At 60.4% G+C, this 17,542-nt stretch carries 18 protein-coding genes and 2 pseudogenes; 8 read left to right on the forward strand and 12 right to left on the reverse strand.

Going from position 1 to position 17,542, the window contains the following annotated elements; all coding sequences use genetic code 11:
* Window positions 1-430 precede the first annotated feature (430 nt).
* Window positions 431-2,758 carry a heavy metal translocating P-type ATPase gene (locus tag PVW51_RS16480; RefSeq protein ID WP_067293096.1) on the reverse strand — a complete coding sequence of 776 codons (2,328 nt, stop codon included), beginning with the start codon at window positions 2,756-2,758 and terminating at the stop codon, window positions 431-433.
* Window positions 2,759-2,974: 216 nt separating this feature from the next.
* On the opposite strand from PVW51_RS16480, the gene PVW51_RS16485 reads away from it, so the two are divergent.
* On the forward strand, window positions 2,975-5,326 hold the full coding sequence (locus PVW51_RS16485; protein WP_190325599.1) for a heavy metal translocating P-type ATPase: 2,352 nt from the start codon (window positions 2,975-2,977) through the stop codon (window positions 5,324-5,326).
* A gap of 61 nt (window positions 5,327-5,387) precedes the next feature.
* Entirely contained in the window at window positions 5,388-5,888 is a 501-nt protein-coding gene (locus PVW51_RS16490; RefSeq protein WP_067293139.1) for a L,D-transpeptidase family protein, read from the forward strand.
* Window positions 5,889-5,913: 25 nt separating this feature from the next.
* Here the strand turns inward: PVW51_RS16490 and PVW51_RS16495 are convergent, their stop codons facing one another.
* The 11 genes and pseudogenes from PVW51_RS16495 to PVW51_RS16545 form a co-directional block, all read right to left on the reverse strand.
* Window positions 5,914-6,078, reverse strand: a complete 165-nt coding sequence (locus PVW51_RS16495; protein ID WP_170134538.1) for a hypothetical protein — start codon at window positions 6,076-6,078, stop codon at window positions 5,914-5,916.
* Window positions 6,075-7,610, reverse strand: coding sequence for an apolipoprotein N-acyltransferase (gene lnt, locus PVW51_RS16500; protein WP_111550080.1), 1,536 nt, complete (start codon window positions 7,608-7,610; stop codon window positions 6,075-6,077). Before lnt ends, PVW51_RS16495 begins: the two co-directional genes overlap by 4 nt.
* A 6-nt stretch (window positions 7,611-7,616) precedes the next feature.
* Window positions 7,617-8,093, reverse strand: coding sequence for a signal peptidase II (gene lspA / locus PVW51_RS16505; protein WP_067293102.1), 477 nt, complete (start codon window positions 8,091-8,093; stop codon window positions 7,617-7,619).
* Between the two features lie 3 nt (window positions 8,094-8,096).
* Complete coding sequence (locus PVW51_RS16510; RefSeq protein ID WP_090270173.1) at window positions 8,097-8,879, reverse strand: ZIP family metal transporter; 783 nt, start codon at window positions 8,877-8,879, stop codon at window positions 8,097-8,099.
* A gap of 10 nt (window positions 8,880-8,889) precedes the next feature.
* Complete coding sequence (locus PVW51_RS16515; protein ID WP_067293107.1) at window positions 8,890-9,342, reverse strand: DUF411 domain-containing protein; 453 nt, start codon at window positions 9,340-9,342, stop codon at window positions 8,890-8,892.
* Window positions 9,343-9,362: 20 nt separating this feature from the next.
* Window positions 9,363-10,679, reverse strand: a complete 1,317-nt coding sequence (locus tag PVW51_RS16520; RefSeq protein WP_067293109.1) for a M23 family metallopeptidase — start codon at window positions 10,677-10,679, stop codon at window positions 9,363-9,365.
* Window positions 10,680-10,708: 29 nt separating this feature from the next.
* A complete protein-coding gene (locus tag PVW51_RS16525) occupies window positions 10,709-11,332 on the reverse strand; it encodes an SCO family protein (RefSeq protein WP_111550079.1) in 624 nt (207 codons plus the stop codon).
* A gap of 8 nt (window positions 11,333-11,340) precedes the next feature.
* A complete protein-coding gene (locus tag PVW51_RS16530) occupies window positions 11,341-11,772 on the reverse strand; it encodes a copper chaperone PCu(A)C (protein ID WP_067293146.1) in 432 nt (143 codons plus the stop codon).
* Between the two features lie 70 nt (window positions 11,773-11,842).
* Window positions 11,843-12,506 (reverse strand): annotated as a pseudogene (locus PVW51_RS16535) (DsbA family protein).
* Window positions 12,503-12,946, reverse strand: a complete 444-nt coding sequence (locus PVW51_RS16540; RefSeq protein WP_007120864.1) for a disulfide bond formation protein B — start codon at window positions 12,944-12,946, stop codon at window positions 12,503-12,505. The pseudogene PVW51_RS16535 and the gene PVW51_RS16540 overlap by 4 nt, the downstream one beginning before the upstream one ends.
* Window positions 12,943-13,551, reverse strand: a complete 609-nt coding sequence (locus tag PVW51_RS16545; protein WP_067293115.1) for an SCO family protein — start codon at window positions 13,549-13,551, stop codon at window positions 12,943-12,945. Before PVW51_RS16545 ends, PVW51_RS16540 begins: the two co-directional genes overlap by 4 nt.
* Window positions 13,552-13,729: 178 nt before the next feature.
* Here PVW51_RS16545 and PVW51_RS16550 point away from each other — a divergent pair, with 178 nt between their 5' ends.
* From PVW51_RS16550 to PVW51_RS16575, 6 genes and pseudogenes are all read left to right on the forward strand, one after another.
* Entirely contained in the window at window positions 13,730-14,158 is a 429-nt protein-coding gene (locus PVW51_RS16550; protein ID WP_024099356.1) for a MerR family transcriptional regulator, read from the forward strand.
* Window positions 14,125-14,481, forward strand: coding sequence for a YnfA family protein (locus tag PVW51_RS16555; RefSeq protein WP_274576118.1), 357 nt, complete (start codon window positions 14,125-14,127; stop codon window positions 14,479-14,481). Before PVW51_RS16550 ends, PVW51_RS16555 begins: the two co-directional genes overlap by 34 nt.
* 113 nt (window positions 14,482-14,594) lie before the next feature.
* Window positions 14,595-15,212, forward strand: coding sequence for a cation transporter (locus PVW51_RS16560; RefSeq protein ID WP_024099354.1), 618 nt, complete (start codon window positions 14,595-14,597; stop codon window positions 15,210-15,212).
* 86 nt (window positions 15,213-15,298) lie between these two features.
* Complete coding sequence (locus tag PVW51_RS16565) at window positions 15,299-16,069, forward strand: transglutaminase-like domain-containing protein (protein ID WP_067293121.1); 771 nt, start codon at window positions 15,299-15,301, stop codon at window positions 16,067-16,069.
* A pseudogene (locus tag PVW51_RS16570) lies at window positions 16,059-16,967 on the forward strand (cation diffusion facilitator family transporter). Before PVW51_RS16565 ends, PVW51_RS16570 begins: the two are co-directional and overlap by 11 nt.
* Window positions 16,960-17,517: a methyltransferase family protein gene (locus PVW51_RS16575; protein ID WP_040652314.1), complete on the forward strand. Its 558-nt coding sequence runs from the start codon at window positions 16,960-16,962 to the stop codon at window positions 17,515-17,517. Before PVW51_RS16570 ends, PVW51_RS16575 begins: the two are co-directional and overlap by 8 nt.
* Window positions 17,518-17,542 lie beyond the last annotated feature (25 nt).

Consider the following 17,542-nt stretch of genomic DNA (forward strand, 5'->3'; position numbering starts at 1 on the left):
CCTGACCCGTCATGCCTTGGGCGGTCTTTGAAGCCCAATGTCCGCATGTTGTCGGTGGGCTGCCGCCTCGGCCCGTGAGAACTCTGCGCTTCCGGGGCCCCGCAAGCTCGCTAGAGTTGCTCGTTCCAGCCCCAGCACAATCGGGGCTACCCGACATTGCATCGTCGAAATGCAAGCAGCATCGCATTCCGGCATGTCCGGGCAGTCATCTGGACAGCAATCGCTTTGCATGACCATCGAAGACCCTGAATCCACGCTTGAAATGGACGCATGGCCGATTTGCGCCAGAACAACGCCAATCAAAAGAGTAAGCAGAAAAAGGCGCGTTTTGAGTATCATCGGTCAGCTATGTTGGATTTCTGACAGACCAGCAATACACGTTTTGCTGAAATGGATAATTGACCGACTTCACGTTCAAATCGCGGACCCGCTAAAGCTTCAATCGCCTCAGCCTGAGAGCGTTTGCGATGACCGAGACTGAAGAAAGGCTCATCGCGGCTGCGGCGATCATTGGTGACATTAATAGGCCGAAGACCGGGTAGAGGACCCCTGCCGCGATTGGAACACCGAGCGTGTTATAGGCAAACGCCCAGAACAGGTTCTGGCGAATGTTGCGGATCGTCGCCACCGCCAGTGTCCGCGCCTTGACGATGCCGTTCAGATCCCCGCGCAACAGCGTGATGCCCGCACTTTCAACCGCCACGTCCGCGCCCGTACCCATGGCAAGGCCGACGTCCGCTGCGGCCAGGGCTGGTGCGTCGTTGACACCATCACCCGCCATCGCGACCTTTCTGCCTTCGGCGTGCAGCTCGTCCACCAGCGCCTTCTTATCTTCCGGCAGAACGCCGGCCCGAACCTCGTCGATTCCAAGCCGCTGCGCCACGGCCCTGGCGGTGCGTTCGTTGTCACCTGTCGCCATGATGATCCGCAGACCTGCCTCGTGCAGCACCTTGATGGCTTCGGCAGTCGACTCCTTGATCGGGTCGGCCACTGCGACGATGCCGGACAGCTTACCTTCAATGGCTACGAACATGGCAGTCTTACCCTCGGCCCGTAGAACATCTGCCGCTTCCTCCGCCGCAGATGTGTCGAGAGACATGTCGCGCATAATTGCGGTATTTCCAAGTGCGACAGCCCGCCCCAAGACAGTTCCGCGCACGCCTTTTCCGGTCACCGCCTCGAAGTTTTCGGCATTGCCGACCTTAATACCCTTCTCCTTCGCACCCTCCACGATGGCCTCCGCCAACGGGTGCTCCGAGCCTTTTTCCAGGGCGGCAGCTAGGGTTAGAATGGTTTCCTCGCTTTCGTCGCCCAGAGCGGCCACATCGGTCAGCTTCGGCTTCCCCTCGGTCAGGGTACCCGTCTTGTCCACGATCAGCGTATCGACCTTGGCCATGCGTTCCAGAGCTTCGGCGTCCTTGATCAGCACACCCGCCTGTGCACCGCGCCCCGCGGCCGTCGTGATCGAAATCGGGGTCGCCAGACCCAGAGCACAGGGGCAGGCGATGATCAGCACCGACACCGCCGAGGCAATGGCAAAGACCAGAGCAGGTTCGGGTCCGAAGCTCAGCCACGCGACGAATGCGAGCAGCGCGATCAGGACAACGGTCGGCACGAAGTAGGATGAGACCTTGTCGGCAAGACCCTGAATCGGCGCGCGGGACCTACGCGCGTTCGAAACCATCTCGACGATCTGGCTCAGCATCGTGTCGGCACCCACGCGCGCGGCCTCGATGACAAGGGATCCGTTCTTGTTGATCGTGCCGCCGGTGACGGTATCGCCGGGACCTTTTTCGACCGGCAGGGGTTCGCCGGTGATCATGCTCTCGTCGATGGACGACGTACCGTCCATGACCGTGGCGTCGACGGGGATCGCGTCGCCTGGGCGGACCCGCAGACGATCCCCCTCAACGATGTTTTCCAGCGGCGCGTCATACTCTGTGCCGTCGGGCAGGATACGTCGCGCGGTTTTCGGGGCCAGGTCGAGTAGTGCCCGAATGGCATCGCCGGTCCGTTCCCGCGCCCTCAGCTCCAGAACCTGCCCGACAAAAATCAGGGTGATGATGACAACGGCGGCCTCAAAGTAGGTGCCGACGCCCGCGCCCATCCGGTAGACCTCCGGAAACACGCCCGGAAGGAACGTAGCCACCAGCGAATAGATGTAGGCCGCACCGACACCGATGGCGATCAGTGTCCACATGTTGGGCGAGCGGTTCATGATCGACGCCCATCCCCGCTCGAAGAAGGGTTTCGCCGCCCATAGGACGATTGGTGTCGCCAACGCGAACTCGACATAGGTCGCCAGTTGATGCCCGATCCAGTCTCGGACGGGCAGACCGACCAACTCCCCCATGGTTAGGATGACCAGGGGAACGGCCGCGGCGGCACTGATCCACATGCGGCGGGTGAAGTCGGTCAGTTCCTGACTGGGTTCATCCGACGGTAACATCGGTTCCAGCGCCATGCCACAGATCGGGCAAGATCCGGGTTCATCACGTACGATATCAGGGTGCATCGGGCATGTATACTGCGCGCCTGCTTGTGACGTCATGCGACGATCCGATGCCTTGCCAGAGGCGTAGTAAACTGGATCAGCCTTGAACTTGGTATGGCACTTGTCGGAGCAGAAATAGAAAATTTCACCGTCATAATCTGCACGGCGTGCGTCCGGAGAAATTGTGACGGACATGCCGCACACCGGATCCACGGCATGATCCGACGACCGCTCTGACGCATCCTTGCCTACTATCTGATCCATTTCCCAGCCTTTCAAAAACTACACTGGGACCGCAAATAGTGCTTCCCGTAGATGGAAGGTCAAGTCCAATCGCCTCGCTGTCGCGCCCGAACAGTTCAGAGGAGGTACAGTGCTGATTGTGATGGCCTTAATCACAGAACATCCCAAGAAACTTCTTGAACCTCTAGCAACTGAAGCTCCTATCTTTGGCTCAACGCTTATTCTCAGAGGTTTCCCATGTCCCACGACGGTCCAGACACGCATCCGCACGGTCATCAGGATGATCGCAAAGACACAAAGGCTTGCTGTGGCCAGACGGCCGAAGACACCGCGCAGGTGGCAGCACCTCCACCATCCTCCGGACGCAGTTTTCGCGTTAACGGGCTGGATTGTGCGGAAGAGGTCGCGATCCTGAACAAGGTCGTCGGGCCGGAAGTCGGCGGCAGCGAGCATCTGGCCTTCGATGTGATCAACGGGCGCATGACCATCCTCAAAAGCGCCAAACCGCTCAGCGACGATAAGATCATCAAGATCGTCGGCTCGACCGGTATGAGCGCGAAGATGTGGGATGCCGAAAGCGCCGAAGCGGATCAGGCGGCGCATTTCGCACGTCAACGCCTCTTCACCGGACTCAGCGGCGGCTTCTGGGCCGCGGGGTTCCTTTACCACATCGTCGAGACGGGGGCGGGCGGCGCGCTGCGGCTCTTCTCCGGTCATGGCGAGACGTCTATGCCTCTGGTCGAGATGGGGCTGTTCATGCTGGCGGTGGTGTTCGGAGCCTGGCTGGTCGCCCCCAAAGCATGGTCCGCCGCGCGTAGATTGTCGCCTGACATGAACCTCCTGATGATCGTTGCCGTAGCCGGTGCGATCGGGCTGGGCGAGTTTTTCGAGGCGGCGACGGTCGCATTCTTCTTTGCTCTGTCCCTCGCTCTCGAATCCTGGAGCGTGGGGCGTGCGCGCAACGCGGTCTCGGCCCTGTTGGACCTGGCACCACCCACGGCGCGCGTCATTCGCGCCGACGGATCGGAGACCGATGTTCCTGCGGCTCAGGTTGCGATCGGTGACCGCTTCGTAGTGCGCGGCGGAGACCGCATCCCGCTCGACGGAGAGGTGACCGAGGGTCGCGGCGATGTCGATCAGGCTCCGATTACAGGGGAAAGCGCACTGGTCGCCAAGGAAACTGGCGACGAAGTCTATGCAGGGACGATCAACGGTGATGGCACGCTGACGGTCAGGGCCACCAAGGCCGCAGGCGATACCGTGCTATCGAAAATCATCCGCATGGTAGGCGATGCGCATTCGCGCCGGGCCGAGGTGGAGCAATGGGTCACGAAATTCGCCCGCATCTACACGCCCATCGTGATGGCGCTGGCGATTCTAATCGCCGTCGTTCCGCCGCTGCTGTTCGCGGGGGCATGGAATTACTGGTTCTACAATGCGCTGGTTCTTCTGGTAATCGCTTGCCCCTGTGCGCTCGTGATTTCTACGCCGGTCTCCATCGTCGCTTCGCTCGCGGCCTCGGCACGCAATGGCGTGCTGATCAAGGGCGGTGCCTATGTGGAGGCTCCGTCACGCCTGACAGCTCTGGCAATGGACAAGACCGGGACGATCACCATGGGAGAACCGGAGGTCGCGGGCCTGCATCCTTTAGGCGGCACGGTCGAACGCGACCTTCTGAGCGCCGCTGTCGCGTTGGAAGCCCGCTCTTCGCATCCTCTGGCGCGGGCCATCCTGGCGCGCGGCGAACGCGACGGGTTGAAGCAGTCGGCGGCTACCGACACCAAAACGGTGCCGGGCCGCGGTGTCGAGGGAACCTGGGAGGGTCAGCCCGTCTGGCTCGGCTCGGATCGATTTGCGACCGAGAAGGGGCTTGGCGAAGCGATCCCCCGCGACCTGCTGGAACGGATCGAAGGGGCTGGCAGCACACTCGTTGCCGTAGGCTCCGCGGACCGCCTGCTGGGCCTGATCGAACTGCGCGACCGCATCCGCCCGGATGCGAAGGTGGTCGTGGCACGCCTGCATGCCCAGGGCGTAAAAAAGATCATCATGCTGACCGGCGACAATGAACGCACGGCGCGCGCCGTGGCGGCGGAAGTCGGCATTGACGAGGTGCGCGCGGAACTGCTGCCCGAAGACAAAGTGACGGCAATCGAGGAACTCGTTGCCAACTATGATGTCGTGGCAATGATTGGCGACGGTGTGAACGATGCACCTGCCATGGCGCGGGCGCATTTCGCCATCGCCATGGGTGCGGTCGGATCGGATGCCGCCATTGAGACCGCCGATATCGCGCTGATGACGGACGACATCGCCAAGGTGCCATGGCTGATCGGGCATTCGCGCCGCACCATGAACGTCATCCATCAGAACATCGCAATTGCGCTTGCGACGAAGGCGCTGTTCGTCGGGCTGACAGCGTTCGGCATGGCAACAATGTGGGGTGCCATCGCTGCGGATGTCGGCGTTTCGCTACTGGTAGTCGCCAACGCGCTCAGGCTGCTCCGGGCCAAGAAGGACCGGCCGGACGGGTCCGGGGGAGAGCAAGTGGGAGAGAAGATGGCGCAGGGAGCCCTAGCCCACGGCCATTGATTGATCAGGCATACCGATACCGATATGAGTGGACAGGTAAAAAGATCGAGCGGACGACATGATGAAAACGACACGACGAACGGCACTCTTGGGCGGACTTGCACTTGGCCTTGCAGGGTGCGCCAGCAAATTCCGAACCTACGAGGGGCCCGAGGTCACCCGGTTGCAGATGTTCAAAGGTGACCGGAACCTGTTCCTGTTCGACAATACCTCGGTCCTGAAAGCCTACAGGATAGACCTCGGTTTCGCGCCCGAGGGGCCCAAGCGGTTCGAGGGTGACGGGAAAACGCCCGAAGGGGCTTATACCGTCGACCGACGCAATCCCGACAGTCTGTTCCATCTCTCCATCGGAATCTCTTATCCGAACGAGGCCGATATCGCCTTCGCCGCTGCACAGGGACGTGAGCCAGGCGGCGACATTTTCATCCATGGCGGGCCACGACCCGGGATCGACGCGATCAAGCCAGACTGGACGGCGGGTTGCATCGCGGTGTCGGACCGCGAAATTGAGGATATCTACGCGATGGTGCGGGACGGGACGCCAATCGACATATTCGCCTAGCGCCTATCCGGCCTTGGACGGCGGTTCATAGAACCCGTGCAAGAACGATCGAGGCGAACAACGCCAGGAGTCCGAATGCGATCGCGGAACTTGCCGCGTACTGGGCGATGTCCAGCCTGTTGCCGCCACGCTTCTTGGCGAGATATCCGCCCCATGCGGCGCCGGCCAATGCTCCGAAGATCACGATCACGGTGCCTTTTCCTTTCCAATAGTCAACCCAATGGCACCCGCGATGCACGCTGCCAAAACGAGCAGGAACATCATCTGCCCGTATTTCGCGAATGACGTGGCCGGGAGCGCAGCTGGCAAGCGGGCGTCCAAGAAGCCGGTCTCATCCAGCCCAAGGCGGGCGACGATGCGGCCGTACCCATCGATAACTGCTGAAATGCCCGTGTTGGCCGCGCGAACCATCGGCAGCCCCTCTTCGACCGCGCGCATCCTGGCAGAGGCCAGATGTTGCCGGGGACCGAGAGACGCACCGAACCAAGCGTCATTGGTGGCGTTGAATATCCAGTCCGGACGCGAAGCGGCGTCTACGACACGTCCCGGAAAAATCGCCTCGTAGCAGATCGAAAGGCCGACCGGAGATAAACCGGGTAGCTCAACGGTCTGAGGGCCGGGACCGGGAGTGAAGTCCCCAAGCCCAATTGTCAGTCGCTGGAGCGGAAGAAAACCCCGCAGGGGAACGTATTCCCCGAACGGCACGAGATGATGCTTGGCGTATCTCGTGACGATCCGTCCGGTCTGATCGACCGCGAGGATCGAATTTCTATAGCGTGTGCCAGTGCCGGCCGACTCGCGCGTCTGCGCACCGGTCAGAAGAACACGGCCCTCAGGCAGACGTTCGGCAATTTGATCCAACATTTCAGGATTCTCATCAAGATAACCGGGAAATGCACTTTCAGGCCAGAGAAGGACATCGAAGCTGCCAGACTGCGCGGACAGGTCCAGATAGCGGGATATGTTCCGGTCGCGGAACGCGGGGTCCCATTTCTCCGTCTGAAGAATGTTTCCCTGAACGGTCCTGACGGTTGTGTCTGTTGGCGGTGTGGTGGCCATAAGGCGAACCGTACCGAGGGTTCCGGCACCCCCCACCACCGACATGAAAACAAATGCGGCGAACGCATTTTGCCGACGATTCCGCATGAGGAGCGTTACGGGCAGGACCGACAGCAGAACTGTGAGGAGGCCAAGTCCGTAGCTGCCAACCCATGCGGCCATTTGGCGTGGAATATCGTAGTCGGCCCACGTGTAGGCAATAAGGTTCCAGGGGAAGCCTGTCAGCATGGTGCCGCGCAGCCATTCCGAAACCGACCAGCAGACCGCGAAGATCAATGCGCCGGAGACACCTTTCGTCCTGCTCCATGCGAACGCTGCCATTGCCGCCGCTGGGAACAGCGCAAGGCCGGCGGCCAGTCCAGCCACCGCAGGAACGGCCATCCAGGCGAGCCGCTCCGGGTCGACGAAAAAGCTCTCCGCGATCCAGGACAATCCGAACAGGAAGTAGCCAACGCCGAACGCCCATCCGGCAAGTCCGGCCCGCATGCGGCTCTCTCCGACCGTGAGGAGATACAGCGCGCCAAACGCGACGGGCAAAAGCACCGGCATCGAGAATGGTGGCAGAGCGAGAACCGCCAAAGCGCCGAGGCCGAATGCACAGAATGTGAGGATGATACCTGACATTCCGGAAATGCGGAGAACAGTGATGCCGATTGAAATCACCGAGATCTATCTTGAGGTTTCGGACGCAGCGACCTTTTCGCGCCCCGAGAAGATCAGCAAAATCCCGACGCCGCAGACCACGAAGACATCCGCAAGGTTGAACGCTGGCCAATGCGCCGTTCCGAGATAGAAATCCAGAAAATCGGTCACCCCTCCAAAGCGAAGACGGTCCACGATATTCCCAAGAGCGCCGCCGATCACCATGCCGTAGGCAACCGCCTCGGCTGCCTGCGTTGCCCGGATCAGTGAAACGACGAGGAACAGAACGACGGCGGTGGCGACCAATGCAAGGACCCACCACGGCACATTTTGAAAGAACCCAAAGGTCACGCCGTAGTTGCGGTGGAAGATCAGGTTAAAGCCGGGGAATACAGCGACGCCGGTGGCGAGCGCTTCTGCGTTCGCAAGCACGAACGCCTTCGATGCCTGATCGGCGGCGAGCGCCGCGACAGCTGTACAAATGCCGATGGAACGAGTTGCCATGGATCACCCCAACCAGACATCGAGGAACAGCATGACGACGAGCCCGATCGCGAGCCCGGTCGTCGCCTGCTTCTGGTGGCCGCTGCGATGGGTTTCCGGGATGATCTCGTGACTGATGACGTAAAGCATCGCACCCGCCGCAAAAGCCAGACCCCAGGGCAGGAGAGGCTGCGCCACGACGATCACCGCGGCACCGAGAAAACCTGTGACGGGTTCGACCAGACCGGTCAGTGCCGCAATGCCAAAGGCGCGGCCCGCCGAGTATCGCTCGCCCAGTAGGGCGACTGCAACAGCCAGCCCTTCAGGCGCATTCTGCAATCCGATCCCGAGAGCGACGGGAAATCCGCCTGTAAAACCATCAGCTCCGAACGCAACGCCGACGGCCAAACCCTCCGGCGCATTGTGGATCGTGATGGCGATGATGAAGAGCCAGACACGGCGCAGCGAGACCGCCTCCGGGCCTTCGCGCCCGCTGCTGAAATGCTCATGCGGGATCATTTCGTTCATCATGGCGACCGCGCCCATGCCCATCAGGATCGCAGCACAGACGATCAGCGCCGGTATCGCGCCATCCCCGTATCGGCCCTCCGCTGCGTCGAGTGCCGGTATAATGAGAGAAAAGAAAGACGCGGCAAGCATGACCCCGGCGGCAAAGCCGAGCGAAATATCGCGCCATTTGCGTGAAGGGGTCTTGCCGAGAAGCACGGGCGTCGCCCCGACGGCGGTCATGAGACCGGCGGCCAGGCTGCCTAGAAAGCCCAGTGCGACTGGTGAGAGTGTTGTGATTTGCTCCACTTTAACTCGCCGGATAGGACGAAAAGATCTCAGTGGAGCCGTCGGATTTCACCAGAAAGACATCGTAGGCTTCGGCAGCGTCGCCGAAATCCATGCCGGGCGAGCCGATGGGCATGCCGGGCACGGCCAGGCCTATGGCATCGGGACGTTCTTCAAGCAGTCGAGTAATATCGGCTGGCGGAACGTGACCCTCGATGGTGTAGCCTTCGACGGTCGCCGTGTGACAGGAGAACATATCGACGGGAATACCGCGATCCATCTTCAGACGGATCAACGCCCCGCCCATATTCTCACCTTCAGGGGCAAAATCGGCCTCGGACAGCTTTTCCATCCAGGCAAGGCAACAACCGCAGCCGCGCGTCTTTCCGACGTGGATAGCGGTCTGGGCGGTCACGGCCGTCGCGGCAACAATCATGAGGGTCGCAGCCGCCAAGGTTTGAAACCTGTTTTTCATCGTAATTCCTGTCAAATTAGTCATGTGTCTTCGCGAAGAACGGTCACGAACCGTGTGCGCGTCGCTTCAAGGATTTCAGTGGCGTCCGCAGTGTCGAAATTTTCCACAGAGGCGAGCAATTCCTCCCCGAGCGGATCGATAGGTCGGCCGTCCACGCGCACTTCGTAGTGAAGGTTCGGAGCTGTCGCCGTGCCTGTCTCACCGACCTGGCCAATCGTTTCGCCCGCGACCACGCGGTTTCCGACGGCCAGACCCTCCGGCACAGCGCTGAGGTGCGCATAGCGGGTCATTGTGTCTGACCCGTGCGCGATCTCGACCACCCGGCCATACCCGCTCCGCCATCCGATGAAGGAGACCCGTCCGGGTGCGGTCGCTGCAATCGGTGTCCCCGCAGCGGCGGCATAATCGACACCTGTGTGCATCCGCAGATTGCCGTAGATCGGATGCTTGCGCTGCCCGAAGACCGACGACAGTCGTGCGCCTTCCACCGGCGGCGCGACCGTCCGCAGGATTTCATCATTCAAATAGACCGTTGCCCGCCCGCTGTCTTCGGCTGACCAGAGGATTTCGAAGCGGTCGTCGGCCAGATCGAGGGCCGCATAGGAGATTGACGGTTGACCGACCTCTGAACCATCGCGAAGGACGGTCTGACCCCAAAGAATATTCAGGGTCTCTCCGCCTTGAAGATCCCTGCGAAAGTCGACCGTTTCCCCGAGGATTTGTGCGAGATCGACGGCAAAACGGGCCGGGACGCCTGCTCGATCCAGCGAAGCGTAGATCGACCCGTTTACCAGCAGCTGGCTCGCACGCTCGACTGTCAACGCGCTCGGCGTTACCGTCCGACTCGCAATGGTGTCGTCCAGGGTGACTTCGATCCGCACACCGTCAACGACAGCCAACGTCACAACGGATGGCGTGCCGTCCGGGCGAAAGTCGACGCTCGGACGATGGCCCGGTCGAAGGCGGCGCAGGTCGTATTCAACCGTCAGTGCCAGTGCGACTTCGGTCCGTGTTTGCGCATCCATGTCCGCGAGAGAGAGAAGCACGTCCAATGTGTCACCCGCCTCGACCGTCGCCTCCCAAGGCGGCGTGGCGAGGGCCTGAACAAGCGCCATCAGATTATCTGGCTCGGCCCGTTCCAGTGCGGGAAACTCAGGCGGCTGAAAAGCGGCCGGAAGCATATTCGGCATCGTCTCGCCAGATGCGTTGACGCCTGGTCCATCGAGAGGTTCGGGTGGACTGTCCAAGGCTTCCGGAGCCTCGGAAAAGATGTACTCGGGCGGCGCCTCCAGGATCAAAGCCCGGCTCGCTATCGTGCTGACCGCTGCCGCGGCCATTGTCGTTCCCAGAACGATATGTCTCAGTTTCAAGATTCTGCCCTCTCGGTTCTGTTCTGCATCGCGCGCCTTATCTTCGGCACGGCGAATTCGCGTGGTTCGTGATAGTCGATGGTGGTGACGAAGCGACCTGTTGCATCGAACAAGAAAACACCCGCCGTGTGGTTCATCGTATATTCGCCGTTTTCCCCCTCAACCTTCTCATAGGTGACACGGAAACAGTCGGCGATGGCGGCGATCTGGTTGGGCGGGCCCGTCCATCCCTGAATCTGCGGATGGAAATACGAGACATACTCGGCCATGGTCTCGACCGTGTCGCGGTCCGGATCTACGGTGATGAAAACGGTATTCAGGTCTTCGGCGTCCGGCCCAATCTCGTCGAGCCATCCGGAAATGTCCGAGAGGGTCGTCGGGCAAACGTCGGGGCAATAGGTGAATCCGAAGAAGACCAGACTCGGCTCGCCGATGAGGGTTTCCGGGCCGACATCCCGACCATCCTGATCCGTCAGGCTGAATTCCATAGCAGTCAGCGGTAGAGACCGCTTGCCCGGCGCGGCGTCAGCGCCAGGCCCATCCACCTGCCACCAGCCGACAAACAGGGCGGCAAAGACCGCCGCCGCCCCGATCGCTGCGATTTTGGCCACCCTCATCATCAGCCGGATCAGCCTTCGGGGCCGCGTGCGCCGATGCCAAGGACCGGGACGGTGATTTCAAGCTCTGTTCCATCGGAAAAGAGCAGGGTCAGCGGAAAGGTCTCCCCCTCGACGAGCGGAGATTGCAGTTGCATGAGCATGGCGTGATATCCGCCGGGTTCAAGGGCGAACATACCCCCGGGCGGGATCACGATATCGTCCGCCGGAGCCATGCTGCTGACGCCGTCAGAATTGGTTCTGGTTTCGTGGATCGAAGCCATGCCGGAGATCTCCGCGCGAAGACCGATAAGGGAGATCGGATCGCTGCCCTCGTTCCGAACGGTCAGATAGGCCCCGCCGGGCCGCGACATTCCAAGGCTCGCGCGCGCCCAGGGGCTCTCGACCACAATCGATGCGTTCTCTGACAACTGCTGCGCTGAGGATGCCATTGGCAAGCCCATCAGAAGGGCGACAGACAGGCTCTGGATTGCCTTTGCGAAGGTTTTGAACACGTTGGGTCTCCTGTTCGTTCTAGTTTGTTGCCGCAGCCTCGACTTCGGCTTGGACGAGCGACAAGAGCTGCTCCGCACTGAACTCTGGCAAAGGCTTACCGTTGACGAAGAACGTCGGTGTGCCCTGAATTCCGACAGCTTCGACGTCGGCCCGGTCCTGATTGAGGACGCCGACGATGCTGGGTGACATGATCTGATTTGCGGCGGCTTCTGTGTCCAAGCCCGCCGCTCCGGCGATCTCCATGATGCGCTCCGCTGCCGGAGCGCCGTGAGAGGCCCAGGCGGGCTGATTTTCAAGCAGCGCTTCCAGCACGGGAACAAAAAACGTCCTGCAACCGGGCCGCTTCCAGCACCTTGATTGCCAGCTCGGACCCCTCGCCGTGGAACGGAGTGTAGCGCATGACGACGCGCACATCGTCGGGGTATTGCGTCAGTATCTGCTTCACGATGGGATGGAAGGCGCGGCAGGCCTCGCAGGCCGGGTCGAAGAACTCCACGATGGTCACTGGCGCATCCTCACGCCCGAGTATGGGAGAATAGGACCGAACAAGACGATCCTGTTGTTCCAGCGGAGCGGCTGTCGCCACCGGGGTCGGATCGGGGCGCGATACGAACCAGACACCAGCCACGAAAACGGCCAGTACCAGAGTGAGTGTCGCGAGCAGAAGTGTCTTTCGGTTCATATTGATATCCGTCGAAGTTGAATGAGAAGGACAAGGATTGCCCCGAACGTCAGCAGGGAGAGCAGAGGGATTGGCAGGCCAAGGATCAGCATCGCGTCATCGGTGCAGGATGGCCCGGACGCCGTGCAGGGGACGATCGGCGCCGGCACGATCCCTGCGTAAAGCAGGGAATGGTAAAGGGCGACGGCACCACCCAGAACCGCGAGCGGCGCGGCATAGCGCCAGATCGAGAGGTCGGCGCGCCACGCCGCCACCCCGAGGATGATCGCGAGCGGAAACATGAAGGCACGCTGGAACCAGCACAGATTGCAGGGGGTCTGCCCCAGAACCTCTCCGATGAAGAGCACGGCAAGCGACGCGGACAAGGCGACGAACCATGCCGCGAAGAGGAAAGCCACCGGGCTCGCGGCGCTTGGCGTTGCGTCTGGGCTAGCTGTCACGCGCCGATCCTTTCGCGAAGATCAGTAACGATCAGTCCGGGTTCCTCGTCGTATTCGTAGATGCGGACAAATTCGCTTTCCGGATCGAAGAGAAGGAAGGACGACGTATGCCCCATCGTATAGCCGTCGGGCGCCGAGGCTTCCTCGATCTTCTGGTAGTAGATCTTGAAGGTCTCGGCAGTGCGTTCGATTTGGTCCGGCGGTCCGCTCAACCCAAGGATCCCCTGACCAAACTGGGGAACGTAGTTGGCCAGAGCACTTGGCGTATCCCTTTCCGGGTCAACCGTGATGAACAGGGGCTGGACGGCGGAATTTTGGGTGCCGAGCTCGTCCATGACCTGCGCGATGGTTGCGAGCCCCATGGGACACACGTCGGGGCAGTTCGCAAATCCGAAAAAGACGAGCATCCAGCGCCCTCGGAAATCCTCGTCGGTCTGCACCATACCGGTATGGTCCGTCAGCTCAAAATCCGCAGTGAAACTCTCGGCCTCAGGATCAACACGCGCGGCGACCGGTCCCTGATTGCGTTCAGTCATCCAAAGCGTGGCTGACACCGCCGCAGCGACAACCACTGCCGACCAGAGAACTATCCGGACCTTCTTCATTGCTTGCGCTACCCACCTGTTCAGTTTGTCTGTGCGCGGGATACAAGCTACAGCAGATAGAGGTTCAAGCGAAAAGTTACTTTTTGTTGTCCGAAGTCACGCCAAAGTGAAACCTTTGTCTTTTCAATGGAGTTGTCTCTTCAGTAAGCTACAGTCTTTGTAGATTGAAGGATCGCACATGCTGGCAATTGGAACACTCTCGCGGAGAACCGGAACCAAGGTTCAGACGATCCGCTACTACGAAGAAATCGGTTTGATGAACGAGGCCGGAAGGACCGCAGGCGGCCAGCGCCGTTACTTTGAAAAGGACCTCGACCGGCTGGCTTTCATCCGGCACTCACGCCAGCTCGGATTTTCGCTCGACTCCATCCGGGAGCTGCTGGACCTCTCGGACAACCCGTCCCAATCCTGCGCGGAGGCGGATTCGATCGCGCGTCGGCAACTCCACCAAGTCGAACAGCGGATCAAGCGTCTGCAAGCGCTTAAGAAGGAATTGAAACGCATGGTCGCCGAATGCGACGGTGACAGCGTTGCGGAGTGCAAGGTTCTGGAGGTCCTTCGAGACCATGCGGAATGTCTGACCGAGCACGACGAGATTGGGGCTTGAACGTCGCAATTGCCTATCCGCTAGCTGCTGTCGCAGAGATCAGCGGGTGTTTCGCTATCTGGGCGTGGTGGCGTCTTGGGGCATCACCGCTCTGGCTCGCACCCGGCATATTCGCGCTCGCGCTTTTCGGCTGGTTGCTGGCGGAGGTCGAAACCAGCGCAGCGGGCTGCGCTTTCGCAGCCTACGGCGGCATCTACATCGGGGCCTCTATGCTCTGGATGTGGTTCGTCGAGGGCCAGCGACCTGACAGATGGGACTTCATAGGGACGTCTATCTGTTTGATCGGTGCCGCGATTATTCTTTCGGTGCCGAGAGAGACGTAGATAAATTCTCTTGGATCTACAGTCGCTAGAGGTTCTATATATCTTTTTGATAGCGGCATCCGAAGAGGGCGTTTCTGCCCCCTTTCTTAGAAATCGGAAGGTTTGCCAGTTCGATGGTCGAAAGCGAATTCAGCGGGAAGAATGAAAAAGAGCGCCAGACGCTCTGGATTGTTCTCGGTCTCAATCTCGCAATCGCTGCGGGGTTCTTCGCCACGGGAGCTATCGGCGATTCCAGCGCCCTGATCGCCAATGGTCTCGACAACACATCCGACAGCCTCGTCTATGGCATCAGCCTACTGGCCTTGTCCCGGTCGTCGAAGTGGAAGCGGGGTGCCGCGAACGTATCCGGCGGATTGCTTCTGATCTTTGCGGTTGGCATTCTGATTGACGCTTGGCGGCGCTATGTCGGCGGTTCCGAACCGCTCGGAACTCTGATGATCGCAATGTCGCTGATCGCTGCGGTCGTCAACCTCGCCTGCATCTGGCTGCTCGGGCGACTGAAGGAACCGGACGTGAACATCCGGGCCGCCAACACCTTCAGCCTCAACGATTTCGCATCGAACGGCGGCATCCTGATCGCGGGCGGTCTCGTTTGGTGGTTGGGCAGCAACTGGCCCGACCTCGTTGTCGGGGTCGCGGTGGCTGGCATCGCGGCGTGGGGCGGCATAGGCATCCTGCGGGACGCGCATGACGAGCATCACAAGGCAGTTCACAATCACCAACCAGAATAGTCTCTCGCGTCGCGACAAGATAAAGGTTGAAGCTACAGTGACTGTAGAAACTATCATCTCTGTATAGTTGATTCTAGGAAACGCTCATGACCCCTGTTGACCCGCTGCTTTCGTCGACGCCACTCTTGGATTTCAGGCATCCTTCACTTGCCGCTCTGATCGCCGACCGGGGGTGGGGAACCTTGCCGTTGCATGATCGAATTGGTGCAATCTACGACTTCGTGCGAAACGAGATCGACTTTGGCTATAACCGCGCCGACGACATTCCTGCCTCTGAAGTACTCGACGACAGGTATGGACAATGCAACACGAAGGGAACGCTGCTGATGGCGCTTCTACGCGCTGTCGGCGTAAGATGCCGCTTGCACGGCTTCACAATCCACAAAGCGTTGCAACGGGGCGTCGTGCCTGAACTGATCTATCCGATCGCACCCGCAGAAATCCTCCACTCATGGATCGAGGTCGAGACCGAGGCAGGATGGGTCGATCTTGAGGGCTTCATCCTCGACACACCCTTCCTGTTGGCCCTGCAGCGGTCGTTTCCCGAGACACGGTCCCTATGCGGCTACGGTGCCGGGACCGACTGCTTGAGCGCACCGCCAGTCGGATGGACGGGGGAGAGTACATATATCCAGAAGACCGGCATCGCCCGCGATTTTGGAACATTCGATAATCCTGACATGTTTTATGAGCACCATCGTCAGGCGTTTGGCCCCCTGCGCGACTGGATCTATCGGCACCTCATTCGCCATTGGATGAATGCCCGCGTCAGGGCGATCCGCGCTGGTCGTTTGCCAAGCGTTCCAGGGCTCAGCCGGCCAAACCACGGCCATGAGGAGGCTTCTCGTGCCGCATGATCATGCCCATATGGAGCCTAAAGAAGGCGACCGGCGGGTTGCCATTGCCATCTGGGCAAACGGCCTCCTGACGGTCGCGCAGATTGTCGGCGGGATACTATTCGGCAGCCTCGCGCTGATCGCGGATGCCATCCACAACTTCTCCGACATGGCGTCGCTCGTCATCGCATTCGGCGCGCGCAAGATCGCGCGCCGCCCGGCCGATGCGAAAATGACCTTCGGATATGGCAGGGTCGAGATCGTCGCCGCGCTTATCAATTATACCTCGCTGATCATCATCGGCCTTTATCTGGTCTATGAGGGCGCGATGCGGTTTGTTGATCCGCCCGAAGTCGCGGGTTGGACCGTGGTCATCCTGGGCAGTGTGGCGCTGTTCATCGATACCCTCACCGCGTGGCTGACCTATTCGATGCAGAAAGGCAGCGTGAACATCCGGGCGCTGTTCCTCCACAACCTCAGCGATGCGCTGGCGTCTGTGGCCGTGATCGTCGGTGGCGTTCTCATCCTTCTCTACGATGTCCGCTGAGTTGATCCGGCGATCACCATCGGGATTGCCGCCTATATCCTCTGGCTCGCCTTCAGCGAGATCGGTGGCCCGATCCGCACCCTGATGTTGGGAAGCCCGCCCGATATCGACACGGACAAGGTTATCGCGGCCGTGGAGGACGTGGACGGAGTCGAGGAAGTTCATCACGCACATTTCTGGCAGATGCAGGAGCATCGTGCGGCGCTCGATACCCACGTCGTAATCGCCGAGGACCGCTGGGATGACCTCGAAAACATCAAGACGGCAATCAAGACCCGCCTCGACGAGGAATTCGGGATCGACCACTCAACGCTGGAGTTTGAACGCTCAGCGACCAAACATCGGGACGCACACAGGTATGGTCATGGGTGACCTCAAAACCGTGGTTCTCGTGCTGGGTTGTGCGGCCAATCTGTTGCTGGTCGCGGGTATACTCTGGTCCATGTTCCAACCGGAGCGACGAGTCTGGCCGCCGATTCACTCTACAGGAGCCCACAAGATTGTCGTCTGGGGACTTACGTGCGTCGGCTTCGGATCTGCCATCGTTTTGGCCCTGCTAGAATGGGGTGAGCTCGACTTCCCATGGATCATACGTTGGGGTCTAGGGCTTTGTCTGATCGTTCTGGGCAATGCCGTTGTCTGGTCCGGTGTGATGCAACTTGGGATGGCGGCGACGAGTGGTGATGAAGGCGTTCTGCGGACCCGTGGCCTTTACCGGTTCTCCCGCAATCCTCAGTATGTGGCTGACATGGCGATCCTCATCGGGATCGGACTGCTCTCCGCCTCGATCCTCGCGTGGCCAGTGATTATCACCGGCGTTACTGCATTGGCACTCGCGCCCTTCGCTGAAGAGCGCTGGTTGATTGATCGCTACGGGGAAGCTTACCGAGGCTACCTCCGCACAACCCGCAGGTTTCTCTGACAGCATAAGGACAGCTGATCTCACG

It is taken from the genome of Sulfitobacter sp. PR48 (assembly GCF_028807335.1).
GTDB lineage: Bacteria > Pseudomonadota > Alphaproteobacteria > Rhodobacterales > Rhodobacteraceae > Sulfitobacter.